We start from the raw sequence: 16,183 nt of genomic DNA, 5'->3' as shown, positions 1-16,183 counted from the left end.
GGCGTGGCCGGCACGTGCGCCCGGGGTCAGAAGCGCCCGGGGTCAGGAGCGCCCGGGGTCAGGAGCGCCCGTGCCGGAACCGCGCGGTCAGGGCCTCCGGCTCGATGATCGGCGGCGGGTAGCCGTCGTCCAGGAGCCAGGGCCGGTGGACCAGCGGGCCGGGGAGGTGGGCGAGTTCGGGCACCCACCGGCGGACGTAATCGCCGTCGGGGTCGTAACGGTCGGCCTGGCGCAGCGGGTTGAGGACCCGGTTGGGCCGGGTGTCGGTACCGGTTCCCGCGACCCACTGCCAGTTGAGCTGGTTGTTGGCGACGTCGCCGTCGACGAGCAGGGACAGGAAGTGGGCGGCGCCGATGCGCCAGTCGAGGTAGAGGCTCTTGGTGAGGAAGCTCGCCGTCAGGAGGCGGGCGCGGTTGTGCATCCAGCCCTCGTGGGCGAGTTGGCGCATTCCGGCGTCGATGATCGGGTAGCCGGTGCGGCCCCGGCGCCACGCCTCGGCCTCGCGCTCGTCGTGGTGCCAGTGGTCGTCCCGGGTGCGGTAGTCGCGGTGCGCGGCCTCGGGGCGGGCGGCGAGCACCTGGTGGTGGAAGTCGCGCCAGGCGAGCTGCCGGACGAACGCCCGTGCGCCGGGGCTGTCGTGCCGCAGGGCGTCGGTGGCGAGTTCGGTCGGGGACAGGCAGCCGAAGTGCAGGTACGGGGAGAGCCGGGAGGTGTCGTCGGCGGCGAGGTCGTCGTGCAGGTCGGCGTAGCCGTCGACGTCCCAGTTCCGCCGGCGCCGGCGGGCCGCCGTCTCGCCGCCGGGCGGCAGGGCGGGTGAGCTCGGACGGGCGGCGGGGAGGTCCTCGCCGCGGACGTGCTCCGGGGTGGCGAGCCGGCGGGGTGCGGCCAGCACGGTCCGCCGGGGTGCCTCCAGCCAGGCGCGGTGGTACGGGGTGAAGACCGTGTAGTGGTCGCGCCCGGCCGGGGTGACGCGGCCGGGCGGGACGACGGTCAGGGACGCGTCGTGGACGTGCAGGCGGTCGTCGAGGAGCTTGCGCAGCCGTGCCTCGCGCCGGTGCGCGAAGCCGCTCACGCCCGCGGCGACGTGCACGGTGGCGGCCCCGGTCTCGGCGGCCACGCGGGCCGCCTGCTCGGCCGGGTCGCCCGTGCGCAGGACGAGCCGGGAGCCGGCGGCGCGCAGGGAGGCGTCGAGGTCGGCGAGGCAGTCGGCGAGGAACGCCTGCCGGTTGGGGGCGGCGAACCCCGCGGCCGCGACGGCGGGGTCGAGCACGAACAGCGGGACGACCTGGTCGGCCGCGGAGTGCGCGGCGTGCAGCACGGGGTTGTCGTGCAGGCGCAGGTCCTGGGTGAACAGGGCGATCGAGACGGTCATCGGGGGGACCTCGGGGACGACGGGGGCTGGGGGGTGCGGGGAGTTCGGGGTTCCCGCGGGGTCCGGCGGGGCGGCAGGGGCAGGAAGCCGCTGGTGCGGGCCGCGTACTCGGCCCAGCCGGGGCGGTGCGCGCCCATCCGGCGTTCCAGCATCGGCTTGCCGCTGCCGAAGGCCAGCAGGTAGGTCATCAGGAGCGGACTGAGGACGAACGCCGCGCCGGCCGGCGTGTCGGCGGCGAGCAGGAACAGGCCCCACCACACGCAGGCGTCGCCGAAGTAGTTCGGGTGGCGGGTGTAGCGCCAGAGCCCGCGGTCCATGACCGCGCCCCGGTTGCCGGGGTCGGCCTTGAACCGGGCGAGCTGCCGGTCGCCGACCGCCTCGAAGAACACGCCGACCGCCCAGAGCGCGGTGCCCGCCCAGGCGAGCGCGCCCGGCGGCCGGTCGGTGTACTGGGCGGCCAGGACCGGTAGCGCGACGAACCACACCAGGGCGGCCTGGAGCAGGTAGACGATCCGCAGCGCGTACCGCGTGCGGGCCGGGCCCTCGGGGGCGCGGGAGAGCATCGCGGCGTAGCGGGGGTCCTCGGGCGCTCCCCGGGCGCGCCACCAGAGGTGGGCGGACAGGCGCAGGCCCCACACCAGGACGAGCGCGGTCGCGAGCAGCCGGCGGCCGTCGTCCCCGTGCCCGGCCGACAGCGCGTACCCGGTGAGCGCCACCGCGGCGAACGCCAGGCCCCAGGCGACGTCCACACCCCGGTGGCGGCCGGTCCGCACGCCCACCGCGAACGCGACGAGCAGGACGACGAGGGCCGCGGCGGCGGTCGCCGCGAGGCCGAGGACGAAGGCTCCGGTGTTCACGTCGCCCCCTCCGCACGGGTCAGCAGCAGCTGGTGGACATCGAGGTACCCGGTGCGGAACCCGGCTTCGGAGTAGGCGAGGTACAGCTCCCACATCCGCCGGAACACCTCGTCGAAGCCGAGGGACTCGACCTCCTCGGGCCGTTCGCAGAAGCGCTCGCGCCACAGCCGCAGGGTCTCGGCGTAGTGCGGCCCGAAGGCGTCGGTGCCGGTCACCCGCAGCCGGGTGTGGCGGGCGGCGGTCTCGGTCATCGCCCGCACGGACGGGATCCGGCCGCCGGGGAACACGTACTTGAGGATCCAGGTGTGGCTGCGGCTGCCGGCGAGCATGCGGTCGTGCGGCATGGTGATCGCCTGGAGGGCGACCCGGCCGCCGGGGGCGAGGACCCGGTCGAGCACGGTGAAGTAGTCCGGCCAGAACGGGCGTCCGACGGCCTCGATCATCTCGACGCTGACGACGGCGTCGTACTCGCCCTCCGCGGTGCGGTAGTCGCAGAGCCGGACCTCGGCCCGGTCCTGCTGTCCGGCCTCGGCGATCCGCCGCCGGGCGAGGGCGAGTTGCTCCTCGGAGAGGGTCAGGCTGACGACGCGGGCGCCCCGGGCGGCGGCACGCAGGGCGAGTTCGCCCCAGCCGGTGCCGATCTCCAGCAGCCGGGTGCCGGGGCCGACGTCCGCGAGGTCGAGCAGCCGGTCGATCTTGCGGTGCTGGGCGGCGGCCAGCTCCTCCCGGGTGGCGGTCGGCCGACGGTCCGGTCCGGCGGCGAAGAGCGCCGAGGAGTAGGTCATCGTCGGGTCGAGGAACAGGGCGAACAGGTCGTTGGACAGGTCGTAGTGCCGGCGGACGTTGCTCCGGGCGTTCGCCGCGGTGGGCAGTTCCGCCGCCGGCGGGCGCCGGACGTAGAAGCGGCGCAGCCAGCGCGCGCCGGCCGGGACGAGGGTCTCGGGGGCGCTGGCCAGCGCGGTGAGCAGGGCGACCAGGTCGGGGCTGTCCCAGTCGCCGGCCTGGTAGGACTCGCCGAAGCCGATCAGGCCGCTCTCGCCGAGGCGGTGGAGGAAGGCCCGCGGGTGGTGCAGGCGCAGCACCGGCGCGCCGGGCGGGGCGGGCCGCAGGGCACGGCCGCCGGGGAGTTCGACGAGCAGGCCGCGCCGCGCGGCGACCCGGCGCAGCAGGCGTCCGGCGACGGCCGCGCGCAGCGGCACGTGCGGCACCCTGGCGACGTCCGGCCAGCGGGCGGGATCGACGACGGGCGTCGGCCTCGCCGTCGGGGGAACCGTGGTCGTCATGGGGCGGGCACCTCTTCCGTGGGCACTTCCGTGGGCTCTTCCGTGGGCGTGGACCGCTCTGCGCACCGGTCCGGGCCGGCGGTCGGGCGGGGGTGGACAGGCAGGCCGCTCAGCCAGAGGCGGACGCCCCGGTAGCGGATGTGGAGGCTGACGGCCCAGGTGGCGAGCGGGTGGGCGAGCGCGGCACGCAGCAGGGCGGCGGGGCCGGCCGGGCGGCCGGTGCCGCGGACGGTGGCCGTGAAGGCGCGGCCGCCGCCGCGGTCCAGGTGGACGGTCAGGGCCAGCCGCTCCCCCGGCTCCGGCAGCACCATCCGGTAGCGTCCGTCGACCGGGAAGAACGGTGAGACGTAGAAGTCCTTGGGAGTCTCGGCACGGCCGCCGGGATCGGGCGGCAGCAGGTAGCGGTGGCGGCCGCCGTAGGTGTTGTGGACCTCGACGACCGTGCAGAGCGGGTGGCCCGCGCCGTCGCGGCACCAGTACACGGTCAGCGGGTTGAACACGTGCCCGAGCGACCGCGCCTGGGTGAGCATCAGGATCCGGCCCTCGCCGAGCCGTACGCCGTGCTCGGCCAGGTACCGGTCGATGTCCTGACGGATCGTCAACTCTCCTGCGCCCCGGTCGATCCGGTGGTCCCGCGGGCGGAAGGAGGCCAGCGGACGCAGCGGCCACGGCACCCGGGGGAGGCGGTCCGGGTCGACCAGCCACAGGTAGCCGCGGTGGCGGAACGGCGGCCTGGGCGGATCGGTGCGCACATGGGTGGTGAGGGTGTCGTAGAGGACCGCGCCCCAGGGCCCGGGCGGGGTGGTCACGGCGCGCCCACCCCCAGCAGCGACCGGGCCGCCTCGACCCCGGAGCGGCAGCCGTCCTCGTGGAAGCCCCAGCCGTGGTAGGCGCCGGCGAACGCGGTGCGGGCCGTGGCGAGTTCGGGCAGCCGGCGCTGCGCGGCGAGGGTGCCCGCGGTGTAGACCGGGTGCTCGTAGACGGTGCGGGAGACCACCAGGTGCTCCGGGACGGGCTGGTCCCGGTCCTCGTTGAGGGTGACCAGGTAGTCGTCGTCGGCGTCCAGCCGGAGCAGCCGGTTGAGGTGGTAGCTGACCCGTACCCGGTCCGAGGGGGCGGTGCAGTGGGGCATCCGGTAGTTCCACGAGGCGCGGGCCCACCGGGCGGTGGGCAGCACGGAGGGGTCGCGGTGCAGCACGGTCGGGTTGCGCGAGTAGGTGAAGGCGCTGAGGATCTCCAGCTCCGCGTCGGTCGGATCGGCGAGCAGGTGCAGCGCCTGGTCGGCGTGGGTGGCGACGACGACGGCGTCGGCCTCGGTCCGGTGTCCGTCCGCGGTGACGACGCTGACCCCGTCCGGGTGCCGGCGCACCGCCCGGACCGGGGCGGACCGGCGGACGGTGGTGAGCCGCTCGGCGATCCTCTCCACGTACGTGCGGGAGCCGCCGACGACGGTCCGCCAGGCCGGCGCGCCGGTCACCCCGAGCAGGCCGTGGTTGTCGAGGAACGTGAACAGGTACCGCGCCGGGTAGTCGCCCGCCAGGTCGGGGGCGCAGGACCACACCGCGGAGACCACCGGGGTCATGAAGTGGCTCACGAAGTACGGGGAGAAGGCCTCGGCGGTGAGGAAGTCACGCAGGCTGGGGTCGCCGGCGGCCGGGTCGGCGAGCAGGCGGCGGGCCCGCCGGTGGAAGCGCGGCACCTCGGTGAGCATCCGCAGGTACCGGCCGCGCGTCAGGGCGTCGGGCCTGGCCAGCAGGCCGGCCGGTCCGCGCGCGCCCGCGTACTCCAGACCGCACCCGTCGCAGCGCACGGACATGCTCATCTCGGTGTCCTGGGTGCGCACCCCGAGTTCGGCGAAGAGCCGCAGCAGGTGGGGGTAGGTCCGGGTGTTGTGGACCAGGAAGCCGGTGTCCAGGGCCAGCACCCGCCCGTCCCGCGCGGTCGCCCGCTGGGTGTGGGCGTGGCCGCCGAGGCGCCCGTCGGCCTCGAACAGCTCGACCTCCGTCCCGGCGCGGGACAGCTCGTACGCCGCGGTGAGTCCGGCCACGCCGGACCCCACCACGGCCACCCGGCGCGGACGCGCGCCGCCGTCGCCGCGGGCGGGGGCCCGCGAGGTGGAGACGATGCCGAACATGGTCACGAGAGCCCCTCCCGACGGGGCCGCGGCGCGGCCCGCTTTGTCGTTGCACCGGATCTTCGGAGCCGACCCGGTCCTCGGATTGGCCCGGCTCGTGGGGACCGGCCCGACTCGTGGATCCCGGCTCGTGGAGCGGCCCGGCGTCGGGCTGCGGGGGCTCGTACGCACCGCGCACCGTGGCCGACGGGCGTCCGGCACACCGGGCGGGACCGGCGCGGATCCGGCGGGGGCCCGGCGCGGCCGGGAACCGGCCCGCCGGGCGGCGGAGGTCAGCCCGTGAGCGCCTGTTCGAGGAGGTCCACGGCGCTCGCGAGGGTGCGGGGGCAGGCGGCTCCGGCCGGGGGCAGGGCGCGGGCCCAGCCGGGGCCGGCGGCCACCACCAGGGCCCGGGTGCGGGAGCCGCGCGGGCCCCACATGCTGCCGCTCACCCGGCGCAGCAGCTCGGGGTCGGCGGTGTGCCGGTCCTGGGACCAGATCATCACGGCGCCCGGGCCGATCCGGTGGACGGCGTCGAGCAGGGCCCGGAAGGGGACGGCCGCCCCCAGCATCCGGAAGGGCAGGCCGCGCTCGGTGAGCGCCGCGGCCGTCGCCTCCAGCGGGAGGGTGTGCTGCTCGCCGGGCACCGCCGCGAGGACGACGGGCGGCACCGGCCGGGTCGGGCCGGTCTCCACGGCCACGCCGCGCAGGACGCTGGAGACGTGCCAGGAGAGCAGGTGCTCGACCTCGACGTACTGCTCGCCGTCGGCCGCCCACTTGCGGCCCGCGGCCCGCAGGGCGGGCATCATGACCTCCGTCCACGCCTCGACCACCCCCAGTGCGACGACCGCGTCGCGCAGGATCCCGGCGACCTCGGGTGCGTCCAGCCGGACCGCCGCCCGGGCCAGGCCGCGGCACTCGGGGCGTACCGTCCCGACCCGCAGGGCACGGCTGCCGCCCGGGTCGCGGCGGGCCGGGATGTCATCCGGCCCCTCCGTTCCGGGCGGCCGGCCAGCGGGCGGCGGTGCGTCGTGGAGCGCGGCGCGGCGCTCGGCCAGGGCGGCCCGGGCCGCCTCGCCCGGCGGCACTCCGCGGGCCGTGAGGCGGCACATGGCCTCCAGGACCGCGATGTCCTGCCGGCTCCAGCGGCGATGGTGCCCGGCCGCGCGGTCGGCCGGGCCGATGCCGTAGCGGCGTTCCCACGAGCGGACCGTGGTCGGCGACACGCCGAGGCGGCGGGCGACTCCGCCGGTGGGCAGCCCCGCGTCCTCGGGGGCGTCCGGTGGGCCCGCCCGGCCACCGCCCCACGGGCCGGCGCCGTGCTCGGCGGGCAGGGTCACCATCCCCCGATCCTCCCCACCGCGAAGCCGACGCAGCAGACCACCAGCACGGTGATCACCAGGAGGGGGATCCAGCCGGGCCAGGCCGTGTGCAGCTCGGTCGACTCCGGGGTGGAGATGCCCGCGCAGGTCGACGACTCGCACTCGGGCGTCTCGGTGGGCGGGCTCGCGGGCACGGGGCGTTCGTGCGCGGGGGTGCGGTGGTCGAGAGTCATGATGTCCTCCCGCTGGTGGGACGGTGCGTGGGCCTGCGTCGGAGCGCTGCCGCCCCGGGCATCGGGTAGGTGCTCGCGTGCGCGTAGGGGCTCGCGTGGTCAACCGTATACGCGGCCGCGGACGCCCGGTGGCGACGGCCACCGACGGTGGCCCGTCGTCAGAAGTGACGCTTCCATGCTCTCCCGCACGGCACTCCGCCGCCCGGCGCAGCGTTCCCGCACCGTTGTGCGCGGCCGGAGCCGGCGGGCCCGCCGGCGGGCGCGGGCGGATCCCTGCCGGCGCGGCGCCTCGGCCCGCTTCCGGCGATCGCGGGCCGCTCCCGGCCGGTGACCGGCCCGGGCGGCCGGTGCCGGGGGACGGCTGGGCCGGCACTCCCCCCGGGCGCGCTCCGCCCCGGTCCGGCCGTGCGAACGCGGCCCGGAGCCGGGTCAGACCGTCGCGGATCCGGGTCTTGACGGTGCCCAGCGGCACCTCCAGCCGGTGCGCGATCTCGCGCTGCGAGTACCCGCCGAAGTAGGCCAGCACCACCGCCTCGCGCTGGACGCCGCTCAGACCCGCGAGTGCCGACCGGACCCGCAGCCGGTCCAGCGAGCGGACGGCCTGTTCGTCCGGCGGGTCGGCCTCCGTGGCGTCCCGGCGGGCGAGGCTCCGGTCGCGCTCGGTGGCCGCCCGGGCGGCGCGGGCGCGGTCCACGGCCCGGTGGTGCGCGATGGTCAGCACCCACGTCAGCACCGACCCGCGCTCGGGCCGGTAGGCCGCGGCGGTGCGCCACACTTCGAACAGGACCTCCTGGGCGACCTCCTCGGCGTGGGCCGGATCGCGCAGCGTCCGCAGCGCGGTTCCGTACACCGGCCCGGCGACCGCGCGGTACAGCTGCTCGAACGCCGCCTCGTCGCCGCGCGCCGAGCGGGCCAGGAGCCGTGGCAGGTCGTCGCCGGCCGGCGCCGCCCGCTGGAGGGGGACGCCGACACAGGTCCGCGTGGGTGGGGTCACGTCTCCACGCTGCAGCGATTCCGCTCCATCGGCCCAGTCGAATCGTTTGTGCAGCGTTTTGTGCGCGCGCCGCCCGGGGTCGGCGCCGCGTCGCCGACCGTGCCCGGGAGGACACCGAGAGGACACCGGGAGCACGCCGGCAGCCCGCGCAGCCGCAGCCGCCCCCCAGGAGGGACCGGGCGGTCACGATTTCCTTGCCAGTTCTGCGGAAACCAGGATAAAAGGGGGTATGAGCGTAAATTCGGGCATTTTCCGGCGATGGTTCACCCGTCGCTCCGGAAAGCCCGGCGCCACCGCACCGCCCCGGACCGAGGCCACCGCCCCGGAGTCGACGGGCGAGTCGGCAGCCGGGTCGCGCCCGTTCGCCGGCCGGACCGGGCCGGCCACCCGCAGCTTCGCCCAGGAGGTCTTCTTCCTCCAGCTGCTCCTGGTGATCCTGCTCATCGCCGGGGCGCTGGTGGCCCTCGTCCTGCAGACCCGGCGCGAGACCCTGGCCGACGCCCGGGACCGCACCGTCGCCGCCGCCCAGTCCTTCGCGCACGCCCCGGGCCTCCTGGAGGCCCTGGACAGCGACGATCCCAGCGCGACGCTGCAGCCCCTCGCCGAGGAGGCCCGCAAGGCCGCCGGCGTCGACGCCATCATCGTGTACAAGCTGGACGGGATCACCCTCACCCACAGCGACACCTCGCAGATCGGCAAGCACGTCATCGGTCCGTACGCCCAGGCGGCGCAGGGCATCTCCTTCACCCGGACCTTCAACGGAGTACTGGGCCCGTCGGTGATCTCGGCCGCCCCCGTCAAGGACCCCTCGGGCAAGGTGGTCGCGATCGTCTCCGTCCCGGTCACGGTGGAATCGGTGCAGCACTCGGTGAACCGGCAGCTGCCCCTCTTCCTGGCCGGCGCCGGCGTGGCCGTCGCGCTGGCCGCCTGCGGCGCCGCCCTGGTGAGCCACCGGCTGCGCCGGCAGACCCGAGGCCTGGGCCCGGCCGAGATGACCCGGATGTACGAACACCACGACGCCGTCCTGCACGCCGTGCGGGAGGGCGTGCTCATCACCGGCGACGACGACCGGCTGCTGCTCGCCAACGACGAGGCCAGGCGGCTGCTGGACCTCCCGCCCGACGCGGAGGGACGCCGGATCGGCGACCTGGGGCTGGACGCCCGCACCGCCGACCTGCTGAGTTCGGACCGGATCGCCAGCGACGAGGTCCACCTGGCGGCGGACCGCCTGCTGGCCCTCAACAAGCGCTCCACCACCCCCTTCGGCGTGCACCGCACCAACGTGGTGACCCTGCGCGACACCACCGAGCTGCGCGCGCTGTCCGGCCGGGCGGAGGTGGCCCGGGGGCGACTGCGGCTGCTCTACGACGCCGGGATGCGGATCGGCTCCACGCTGGACGTGGTGCGCACCGCCGAGGAGCTCGCCCAGGTCGCCGTCCCCGGGTTCGCCGACGTCGTCACCGTCGAGTTGCGCGACGCCGTGCTGCGCGGCGAGGAGCCGGACGGGGCCAGCGTCCGGCTGCGCCGCAGCGCGGTCGCCGGGCTGGCCGAGGACCACCCGCTCTACCCGGTCGGCAAGCTGATCCGGTTCGCGCCCGACACGCCCATGGCGGCCAGCGTGCACGACGGGCGATCCGTCGTGGAGCCGGACCTGGCCGGCTCCAGCGGCTGGCGCTCCCAGGACCCCGAACGCGCCCAGCAGATCCTCGACTACGGGATCCACTCGCTCGCGGTGGTGCCCCTGCAGGCCCGCGGGGTGGTGCTCGGTCTGGTGAACTTCTGGCGCGCCGGGGCCTCACTGCCGTTCGACCAGGAGGACCTCTCCTTCGCCGAGGAGGTCGCCGGCCGCGCCGCGGTGTGCATCGACAACGCGCGGCGCTACACCCGCGAACACGCCATGGCGGTGAGCCTGCAGCGCAGCCTGATGCCCCGCGGCATGCCGGAGCAGCAGGCCCTGGAGGTGGCCCACCGCTACCTGCCCGCGCAGGCCGGGGCCGGCGGCGACTGGTTCGACGTGATCCCGCTGCCCGGCGCCCGGGTCGCACTGGTGGTCGGCGACGTGGTGGGGCACGGACTGCACGCCGCGGCCACCATGGGCCGGCTGCGCATCGCCATCCACAACTTCTCGGCGCTGGACCTGCCCCCCGACGAGTTGCTCGGCCACCTGGACGAGCTCGTCTCCCGGATCGACGTCCAGGACGAGGACAGCGAGACCAGCGTCCAGGCGATCACCGGCGCCACCTGCCTCTACGTGGTCTACGACTCCGTGTCCGGGCAGGTCACCGCGGCCACCGCCGGTCACCTGCCGCCCGCCGTGGCCCACGCCGACGGGACGGTGACGTTCCTGCGCCCACCGGTCTCCCCGCCGCTGGGCCTCGGCGCCGGCCTGCCCGTGGAGACCGCCGAGCTGACCGTGCCCGAGGGCTCCCGGCTGGTCCTCTACACCGACGGGCTGCTCGGCGACCGCACCCGCGACGTGGACGCGGCACTGGAGGAGCTGCGGACGACCGTCGGCGGGGCGGACTCCTCGCCGGAGGCCGTCTGCGCCGCCGTGATGGCGACGCTGCCGCCCGGCCGACCGGACGACGACGTCGCGCTGCTGGTGGCGCGGACCCGGCTGCTGGAGCGCGACCACGTCGCCGAGTGGGAGGTGGCCCGGGACCCGGCCGCGGTCGGCCCGGTGCGCAACGCCTGTGCCCGCAAGCTGGCGGAGTGGGGCCTGGAGCACATCTCCTTCGGCACCGAGCTCATCCTCAGCGAACTGATCACCAACGCCGTCCGCTACGGCAAGGACCCGGTCGGGGTGCGGCTGCTCCTCACCCAGACGCTGGTCTGCGAGGTCTCCGACGGCAGCAGCACCGCCCCGCACATCCGCCGGGCCAAGGACACCGACGAGGGCGGCCGCGGCCTGTTCCTCGTCGCCCAGTACGCCCAGCACTGGGGCACCCGGTACTCCCCGCGGGGCAAGACCATCTGGGCCTCCCAGACGCTCGACAGCGGCGGGGCGCAGGACGAGGAGGCGCTGGGCGCCATGCTGCTGGGCTCCTGGGACGACATCGAGCTCTGAGGCCGGTCACGGGGCGGGGTCGGGCGGGGATTCGTGAGGCCGGCCGGCCATTTCCGGCGGAACCGCCCACCGGACCGGTAGTCTGGTACTCAGCGTCACCGCGACCCGGGATCCGTAACTCATCGTCACCACATCGGAACCGGCCGCAGGCTCCGTGGCCCGGCCGGGCGACCCCGCGGTCGGCAGTCCTCCGGTCGGCGACACCCGGCCCACGGGCCGGACGCGGGACCCGTGGGTCCACGGGTCGCCGGACACCCCGCCGCCCGGCACCGGGCCCCCGCCGAGACCTCGCCGCCCCCGCCCTTCCGGCGGCGGCCCGGCCCCCGAACTTCCCTGCACTCCTTCTGGAGGCGTCGTGGTCACACCTCGTCGAAGCCACCTGGCCGCTCTCGCCGCCTGCCTGACCCTGGTGACCGTCGGACTCGCCGGCTGCGGCGGCCAGAGCGCCGGCACGCCGGTGGCGGCGGCCCGCTCCGCCTCCGCCCAGGACATCGGCGGCATGGACGAGCTGGTCCGGCAGGCGCAGGCGGAGGGCCAGCTCAACACCACCACGCTGCTCCCCCACTGGGCGAACTACGGCGGCCTGATGGACGGGTTCTCGAAGAAGTACGGGATCAGGGTCGTCAACGACAACCCGGAGGGCTCCAGCCAGCAGGAGATCGACGACATCAAGCGGCTCAAGGGGCAGCCCGGCGCGCCCGACGTGCTCGACCTCGGCGACTCCTTCGCCCAGTCCGCGGCCGCAGAGGGCCTGCTGGCCCCGTACCGCACGGCCGGGTACGACCAGATACCCGCCGCCCAGAAGGACCACCGGGCCCGCTGGTACAACAGCTACGGCGGTTACGTCTCCATCGGCTGCGACGCCCACCGGGTGAAGACCTGCCCGAACTCCTTCGCCGAGCTGTTCGACCCGCAGTACAGGGGCATGATCGCGTTCACCGGCGAACCCACCAGCGCCGGGTCGGCCTTCGCCGCCGTGTACGCCGTGGCCCTGGCGAACGGCGGGTCGTTCGACGACATCCAGCCCGGCATCGACTTCTTCGCCCGGCTGAACGAGGCCGGCAACTTCAGTCACGCCAACTCCGACCTGACCGCGATCACCACCGGGAAGACGCCGATCAGCATCGAGTGGGACTTCCTCAACCTCCAGCACGTCGACCAGCTGCGCCCGGCGGGCGTGGACTGGAGGGTCTCCATCCCGTTCGACGGCAGCTTCTCCCAGTACTACGCGCAGGCCGTCAACAAGGACGCCCCGCACCCGGCCGCCGCCCGCCTCTGGGAGGAGTACCTCGCCTCCCCCGAGGGCCAGAACCTGCGGCTGGTGGACTTCGCCCGCCCGGTCCTGATGGACGCCATGGCCAAGAACGGCACCCTCGACACCGCGCTCGCCGCGAAACTGCCGACGGTGGAGGGCACCCCGGCCTTCCCGAAGGAGTCCCAGGTGGCGAAGGCGCAGACCGTCGTCAAGAACAACTGGCCCACCGCCGTACCGAAATGACCGGCCGCACCGACCGGTGCGCGGAGCGAGGCCCGGCCCCGCCGGGCCGGGCCTCGCCCTGCACCCCGGTGCACCGGCCCGTCACTGGCCGGCGGAACCGTCCGGGCGGACGGTTCAGTTACCGAGGTCGACCGAGGTGTCGTCGATCAGGAACGTGGTCCGGGCGGCGAGGTCCTCCGACCCCACGAACCGCAGGTTGACGTACTGACCGGCGTATGCGGAGAGGTCGACGCTCCTGCGGACGTAGCCGGTGGTGGCGTCCAGGTTGGAGTAGGTGGCCAGCACGGTGTCCCCGGCCTGCACGGTGAGCTTGTCGTAGGGGATGCTCCTGGTGCCCTCGTCGGTGGTGATGTCCACCCAGAAGCCGAGGGTGGCCCGGCACCCCCAGGGAATGTACACCGTCTGGGACAGCGTGTCGGTGTGGGTGCTCCCGTAGCCGTCCAGGAACGCCTTCCAGCTGCCGCTGCGCGGCGCGGTGTAGGGATTGGTGGAGTCGATCACCCGGGCGCCGGAGGCGAACCAGGCCGTCGGGCCCGACTCGAAGCCGGGGTTGGCGAGTCGCTGGGACGTCGCGCACTGACCGAGGGTGTAGGTGGTCCAGAGGAACGACACGACGTCCAGCGCGCCGGTGGAGTCCTTGACGGTGAGCGTCACGGTGCTCTCGGCCTGAGCGGTGGGGGTGCCGGTGATCCGGCCGGTAACGGCGTTGATCGTCAGGCCGGCGGGCAGCCCGGTGGCCGAGTAGGCCAGGGCGCCGGGATTGCTGCTGACGGCCTTGGTCTGCAGGCTCACGGCCGTACCGGTCCTGGTGACCTGGTCACCGGGGTTGGTGACCGTCACGCCCTGGGTGAGGCGCGCGCCGACGTTGACCGCGGCCCACGCGTTGGCGGCGTTCTTGTAGGTCGGACTCGTGGCGCCGTAGAGGTCGGCGGCCGCCTTGAGGGTGGCCGTACGGGCGGCGGCGTAGTCGGTGGTGGAGGTCATGTGGGTGCTCAGCGCCCGGTACCAGATCCTGGTGGCGGCGTCGCGGCCGACCGGGTTGACCGGCAGGCCGTCGTGGGTCGGCGAGTCGTAGTTCACGCCGTTGACCCGCTTGGCGCCGCTGCCCTCGGAGGCCAGGTAGAACCAGTGGTTGGCCACGCCCGAGGAGAAGTGGACGTCCTCGGACCCCACGCCGGAGTACCAGTAGTCCTTGGAGTAGCCGTCCTTGGAGGGCTGGTCCTGGTAGCGCAGCGGCTTGCCGTCGCCGTCGATGTTGATCTTCTCGCCGATCAGGTAGTCCCCCGGGTCGGCGGCGTTGTTCGCCCAGAACTCCACGGCGGTGCCCATGATGTCGGAAGTGGCCTCGTTCAGGCCGCCGGACTCGTTGCCGTAGACGAGGTCGGCGGTGGCGGAGGTGACGCCGTGCGTCATCTCGTGGGCGGCGACGTCGATCGACGTGAGCGGGTTGGCATCGCCCTCGCCGTCGCCGTACGTCATGCAGAAGCAGCCGTCCCACCAGTACGCGTTGACGTACGAGGTGCCGTAGTGCACGCGGCTGTGGGCGGCGACGCCGTCGTTCCTGATGCCGTTGCGGCCCAGCACGTTCCGGTAGAAGTCCCAGGTCAGTTGGGCACCGTACTGCGCGTCCACACCGGCGGTCTGCGCGTTGCCGGTGGCGCCGTCGCCCCACACGTCGTCCGCGTCGGTGAACAGCGTGCCCGGCGTGTCGTCGGTCTCCTGGTGCTGCAGGTCGTACGTCCGGTGCCCGCCACGGGCGTTGTCGGTCAGGCTGTACGCGCCGGCCGACCCGGCGGTGCCGATGGTGACCTGACCGGAGTACTGGCTGTTGCCGACCCCGTTCTTCACGTCCTGGTACTCGAACAGCCTGCCGCCGGTCACCGCGTCGGTGATCACGTGCAGCTCGGAGGGGGTGCCGTCGTGCTGCAGACCGCCGACGACGCTCTCCCAGGCGAGCGCCGGGCTGCCGGAGGCCGCCCAGACCACCTTGCGGACGGACTCGGACTTCGCGTCCTTCGCCCCCTCGGCCCTGGCGCGCTCCAGGGCGGCGGAGTCGGCGGACTCGGCGGTGACCGCCGCGAGGGCGGGCGCGATCGCGATGGCCGCGCCGGTGGCCTTGTCGACGCCGGTGGTGGCGCCGTTCGCGGCCGTGTGCACCACCAGGTCACCACCGAGGACGGGCAGTCCGGCGAAGGTGCGGTCGTACCGGGTGTGCACCGTGCCGTCCGCGTCCCTGGCGACCGCCTTCGGCACCAACTCCTCCTGGGCGCCCAGGCCGAGGGCTTTCGCGGTGGCGGCGCGGCGCTCCTGGGCGTCGGCCAGCAGCGCCGTCCGCTCCTCCTCGCCCAACGGCGCCGCGAGGGCACCGGCCCTGGGGGCGGGAGCTTCGGACACGGGGGCGGGGGCTTCCGACACGGGGGCGGGAGCTTCGGACACGGGGGCGGGGGCGGCGTGTGCCGGGAAGGTGACGGCGATCATCGCGGATGCGGCGATCAACGCACCTGCAGCGACGGCCTTGCGGGGGGAACCTCTCAACGGAACTCCTCGTGGAGGCGGCCGATGTACGACCTCGGCCGGTGCAGGCCCGGACGGGCAGGACCCTGGCCGTCCGGGTGGAGCGGAACCGTGTTCGTCCGACGGAGCAGGGGGCGGGAACCAAAGTGCTGACTCAACGTCAACTACCGAAGTTGTACGGCCATCTTGGACGCGAACGGCTAGCGGCAGCGTGCCATGTTTGCGCGGACATGTCAGCACCCGCCCGCCGGGTTGGCCGAAACCCGGCCCACCCGTCCGCCGCTTGACCCCCCGGGTGCCTGACGGCCCATCGGGCACTGTCGGCTCCCCCACCGGCCCGAAGCCTCACCGCACCCCCGCCCAACCGCCGATGGTCCGCACCGCGTGGTGCGGACCATCGGCGACAGGCTCGATCCCGCCGTCGCCACCGTCCACCCGGACTCCGCCACCACCGCTCACGGGCCCCGCGGGCACCACCACCGCACACGTCCGCCCCGGTACCGGGGTCCGGTACCGGGGCGGAGGTCGTGCTGGGGCAGGTGCGGCGGAGGCCGGGTGCTCACGGGTCGGCAGACCGGCCCGGGGCCCTTCGGGGCGGTCCGGCGAGCGGGGTCACCCCGGCGGCGGCTGGCGCCGCGGGTCGGACTCCCGTGCCCCCGACAGGTCGACGGGCGGCGGCTCGCGGTCCTTGCGGCGCTGCCCCAGGACGAAGGCGAGCATGAGTGCGACGACCAGGAGGACGCCCACGGCGATCAGCCAGAGGTGTGCGCCCGCCCCGTCCGCGGCGAGTGGAGTGGTCCGGGTGAGATCGATGACTGCCATGCGCCGCGCCTTTCCGCTACGGGCCCGCGCAAACGGTGCGCGTCCGAGTACCGACGGGGCCGGGCGTCCGACCCAGGGGCGCGACACCCGCACCACACGCCGGGCGCC

Annotated in this window: 11 protein-coding genes and 1 pseudogene; 2 read left to right on the top strand and 10 right to left on the bottom strand. The window is 74.9% G+C overall.

Features of this window, described 5'->3' with window-relative positions:
- Nucleotides 1-58 precede the first annotated feature (58 nt).
- The 8 genes and pseudogenes from OG618_RS34695 to OG618_RS34660 all read right to left on the bottom strand — a co-directional run.
- A complete protein-coding gene (locus OG618_RS34695) occupies nucleotides 59-1,372 on the bottom strand; it encodes a cryptochrome/photolyase family protein (protein ID WP_329491601.1) in 1,314 nt (437 codons plus the stop codon).
- Nucleotides 1,369-2,229, bottom strand: a complete 861-nt coding sequence (locus OG618_RS34690; protein WP_329491599.1) for a DUF1295 domain-containing protein — start codon at nucleotides 2,227-2,229, stop codon at nucleotides 1,369-1,371. Before OG618_RS34690 ends, OG618_RS34695 begins: the two co-directional genes overlap by 4 nt.
- On the bottom strand, nucleotides 2,226-3,512 hold the full coding sequence (locus OG618_RS34685) for a class I SAM-dependent methyltransferase (protein WP_329491598.1): 1,287 nt from the start codon (nucleotides 3,510-3,512) through the stop codon (nucleotides 2,226-2,228). Before OG618_RS34685 ends, OG618_RS34690 begins: the two co-directional genes overlap by 4 nt.
- A complete protein-coding gene (locus OG618_RS34680; protein ID WP_329491597.1) occupies nucleotides 3,509-4,321 on the bottom strand; it encodes a DUF1365 domain-containing protein in 813 nt (270 codons plus the stop codon). Before OG618_RS34680 ends, OG618_RS34685 begins: the two co-directional genes overlap by 4 nt.
- Complete coding sequence (locus OG618_RS34675) at nucleotides 4,318-5,646, bottom strand: NAD(P)/FAD-dependent oxidoreductase (protein ID WP_329492389.1); 1,329 nt, start codon at nucleotides 5,644-5,646, stop codon at nucleotides 4,318-4,320. The genes OG618_RS34680 and OG618_RS34675 overlap by 4 nt, the downstream gene beginning before the upstream one ends.
- A gap of 272 nt (nucleotides 5,647-5,918) precedes the next feature.
- A complete protein-coding gene (locus OG618_RS34670; protein ID WP_329492388.1) occupies nucleotides 5,919-6,968 on the bottom strand; it encodes a MerR family transcriptional regulator in 1,050 nt (349 codons plus the stop codon).
- Nucleotides 6,962-7,180, bottom strand: coding sequence for a DUF6480 family protein (locus OG618_RS34665; protein WP_329492387.1), 219 nt, complete (start codon nucleotides 7,178-7,180; stop codon nucleotides 6,962-6,964). The genes OG618_RS34670 and OG618_RS34665 overlap by 7 nt, the downstream gene beginning before the upstream one ends.
- Before the next feature lie 427 nt (nucleotides 7,181-7,607).
- A pseudogene (locus tag OG618_RS34660) lies at nucleotides 7,608-8,174 on the bottom strand (sigma-70 family RNA polymerase sigma factor); the annotation flags it as partial.
- Nucleotides 8,175-8,403: 229 nt separating this feature from the next.
- Between OG618_RS34660 and OG618_RS34655 the strand changes: the two are divergent.
- The gene (locus OG618_RS34655; RefSeq protein WP_329491596.1) at nucleotides 8,404-11,241 is read left to right on the top strand and encodes a SpoIIE family protein phosphatase; all 2,838 of its coding nucleotides are present in this window, start codon (nucleotides 8,404-8,406) and stop codon (nucleotides 11,239-11,241) included.
- A gap of 355 nt (nucleotides 11,242-11,596) precedes the next feature.
- A complete protein-coding gene (locus OG618_RS34650) occupies nucleotides 11,597-12,739 on the top strand; it encodes an ABC transporter substrate-binding protein (protein WP_329491595.1) in 1,143 nt (380 codons plus the stop codon).
- Nucleotides 12,740-12,853: 114 nt separating this feature from the next.
- Here OG618_RS34650 and OG618_RS34645 read toward each other — a convergent pair whose 3' ends face one another.
- Nucleotides 12,854-15,133, bottom strand: coding sequence for a M4 family metallopeptidase (locus OG618_RS34645; protein WP_442906907.1), 2,280 nt, complete (start codon nucleotides 15,131-15,133; stop codon nucleotides 12,854-12,856).
- 732 nt (nucleotides 15,134-15,865) lie between these two features.
- Entirely contained in the window at nucleotides 15,866-16,075 is a 210-nt protein-coding gene (locus OG618_RS34640) for a DUF6479 family protein (RefSeq protein ID WP_329491594.1), read from the bottom strand.
- Nucleotides 16,076-16,183: the final 108 nt, after the last annotated feature.

Origin of the sequence: Kitasatospora sp. NBC_01246 (assembly GCF_036226505.1) — a bacterium.
Lineage (GTDB): Bacteria > Actinomycetota > Actinomycetes > Streptomycetales > Streptomycetaceae > Kitasatospora.
This window is presented reverse-complemented; position numbering and strand designations above follow the sequence as displayed.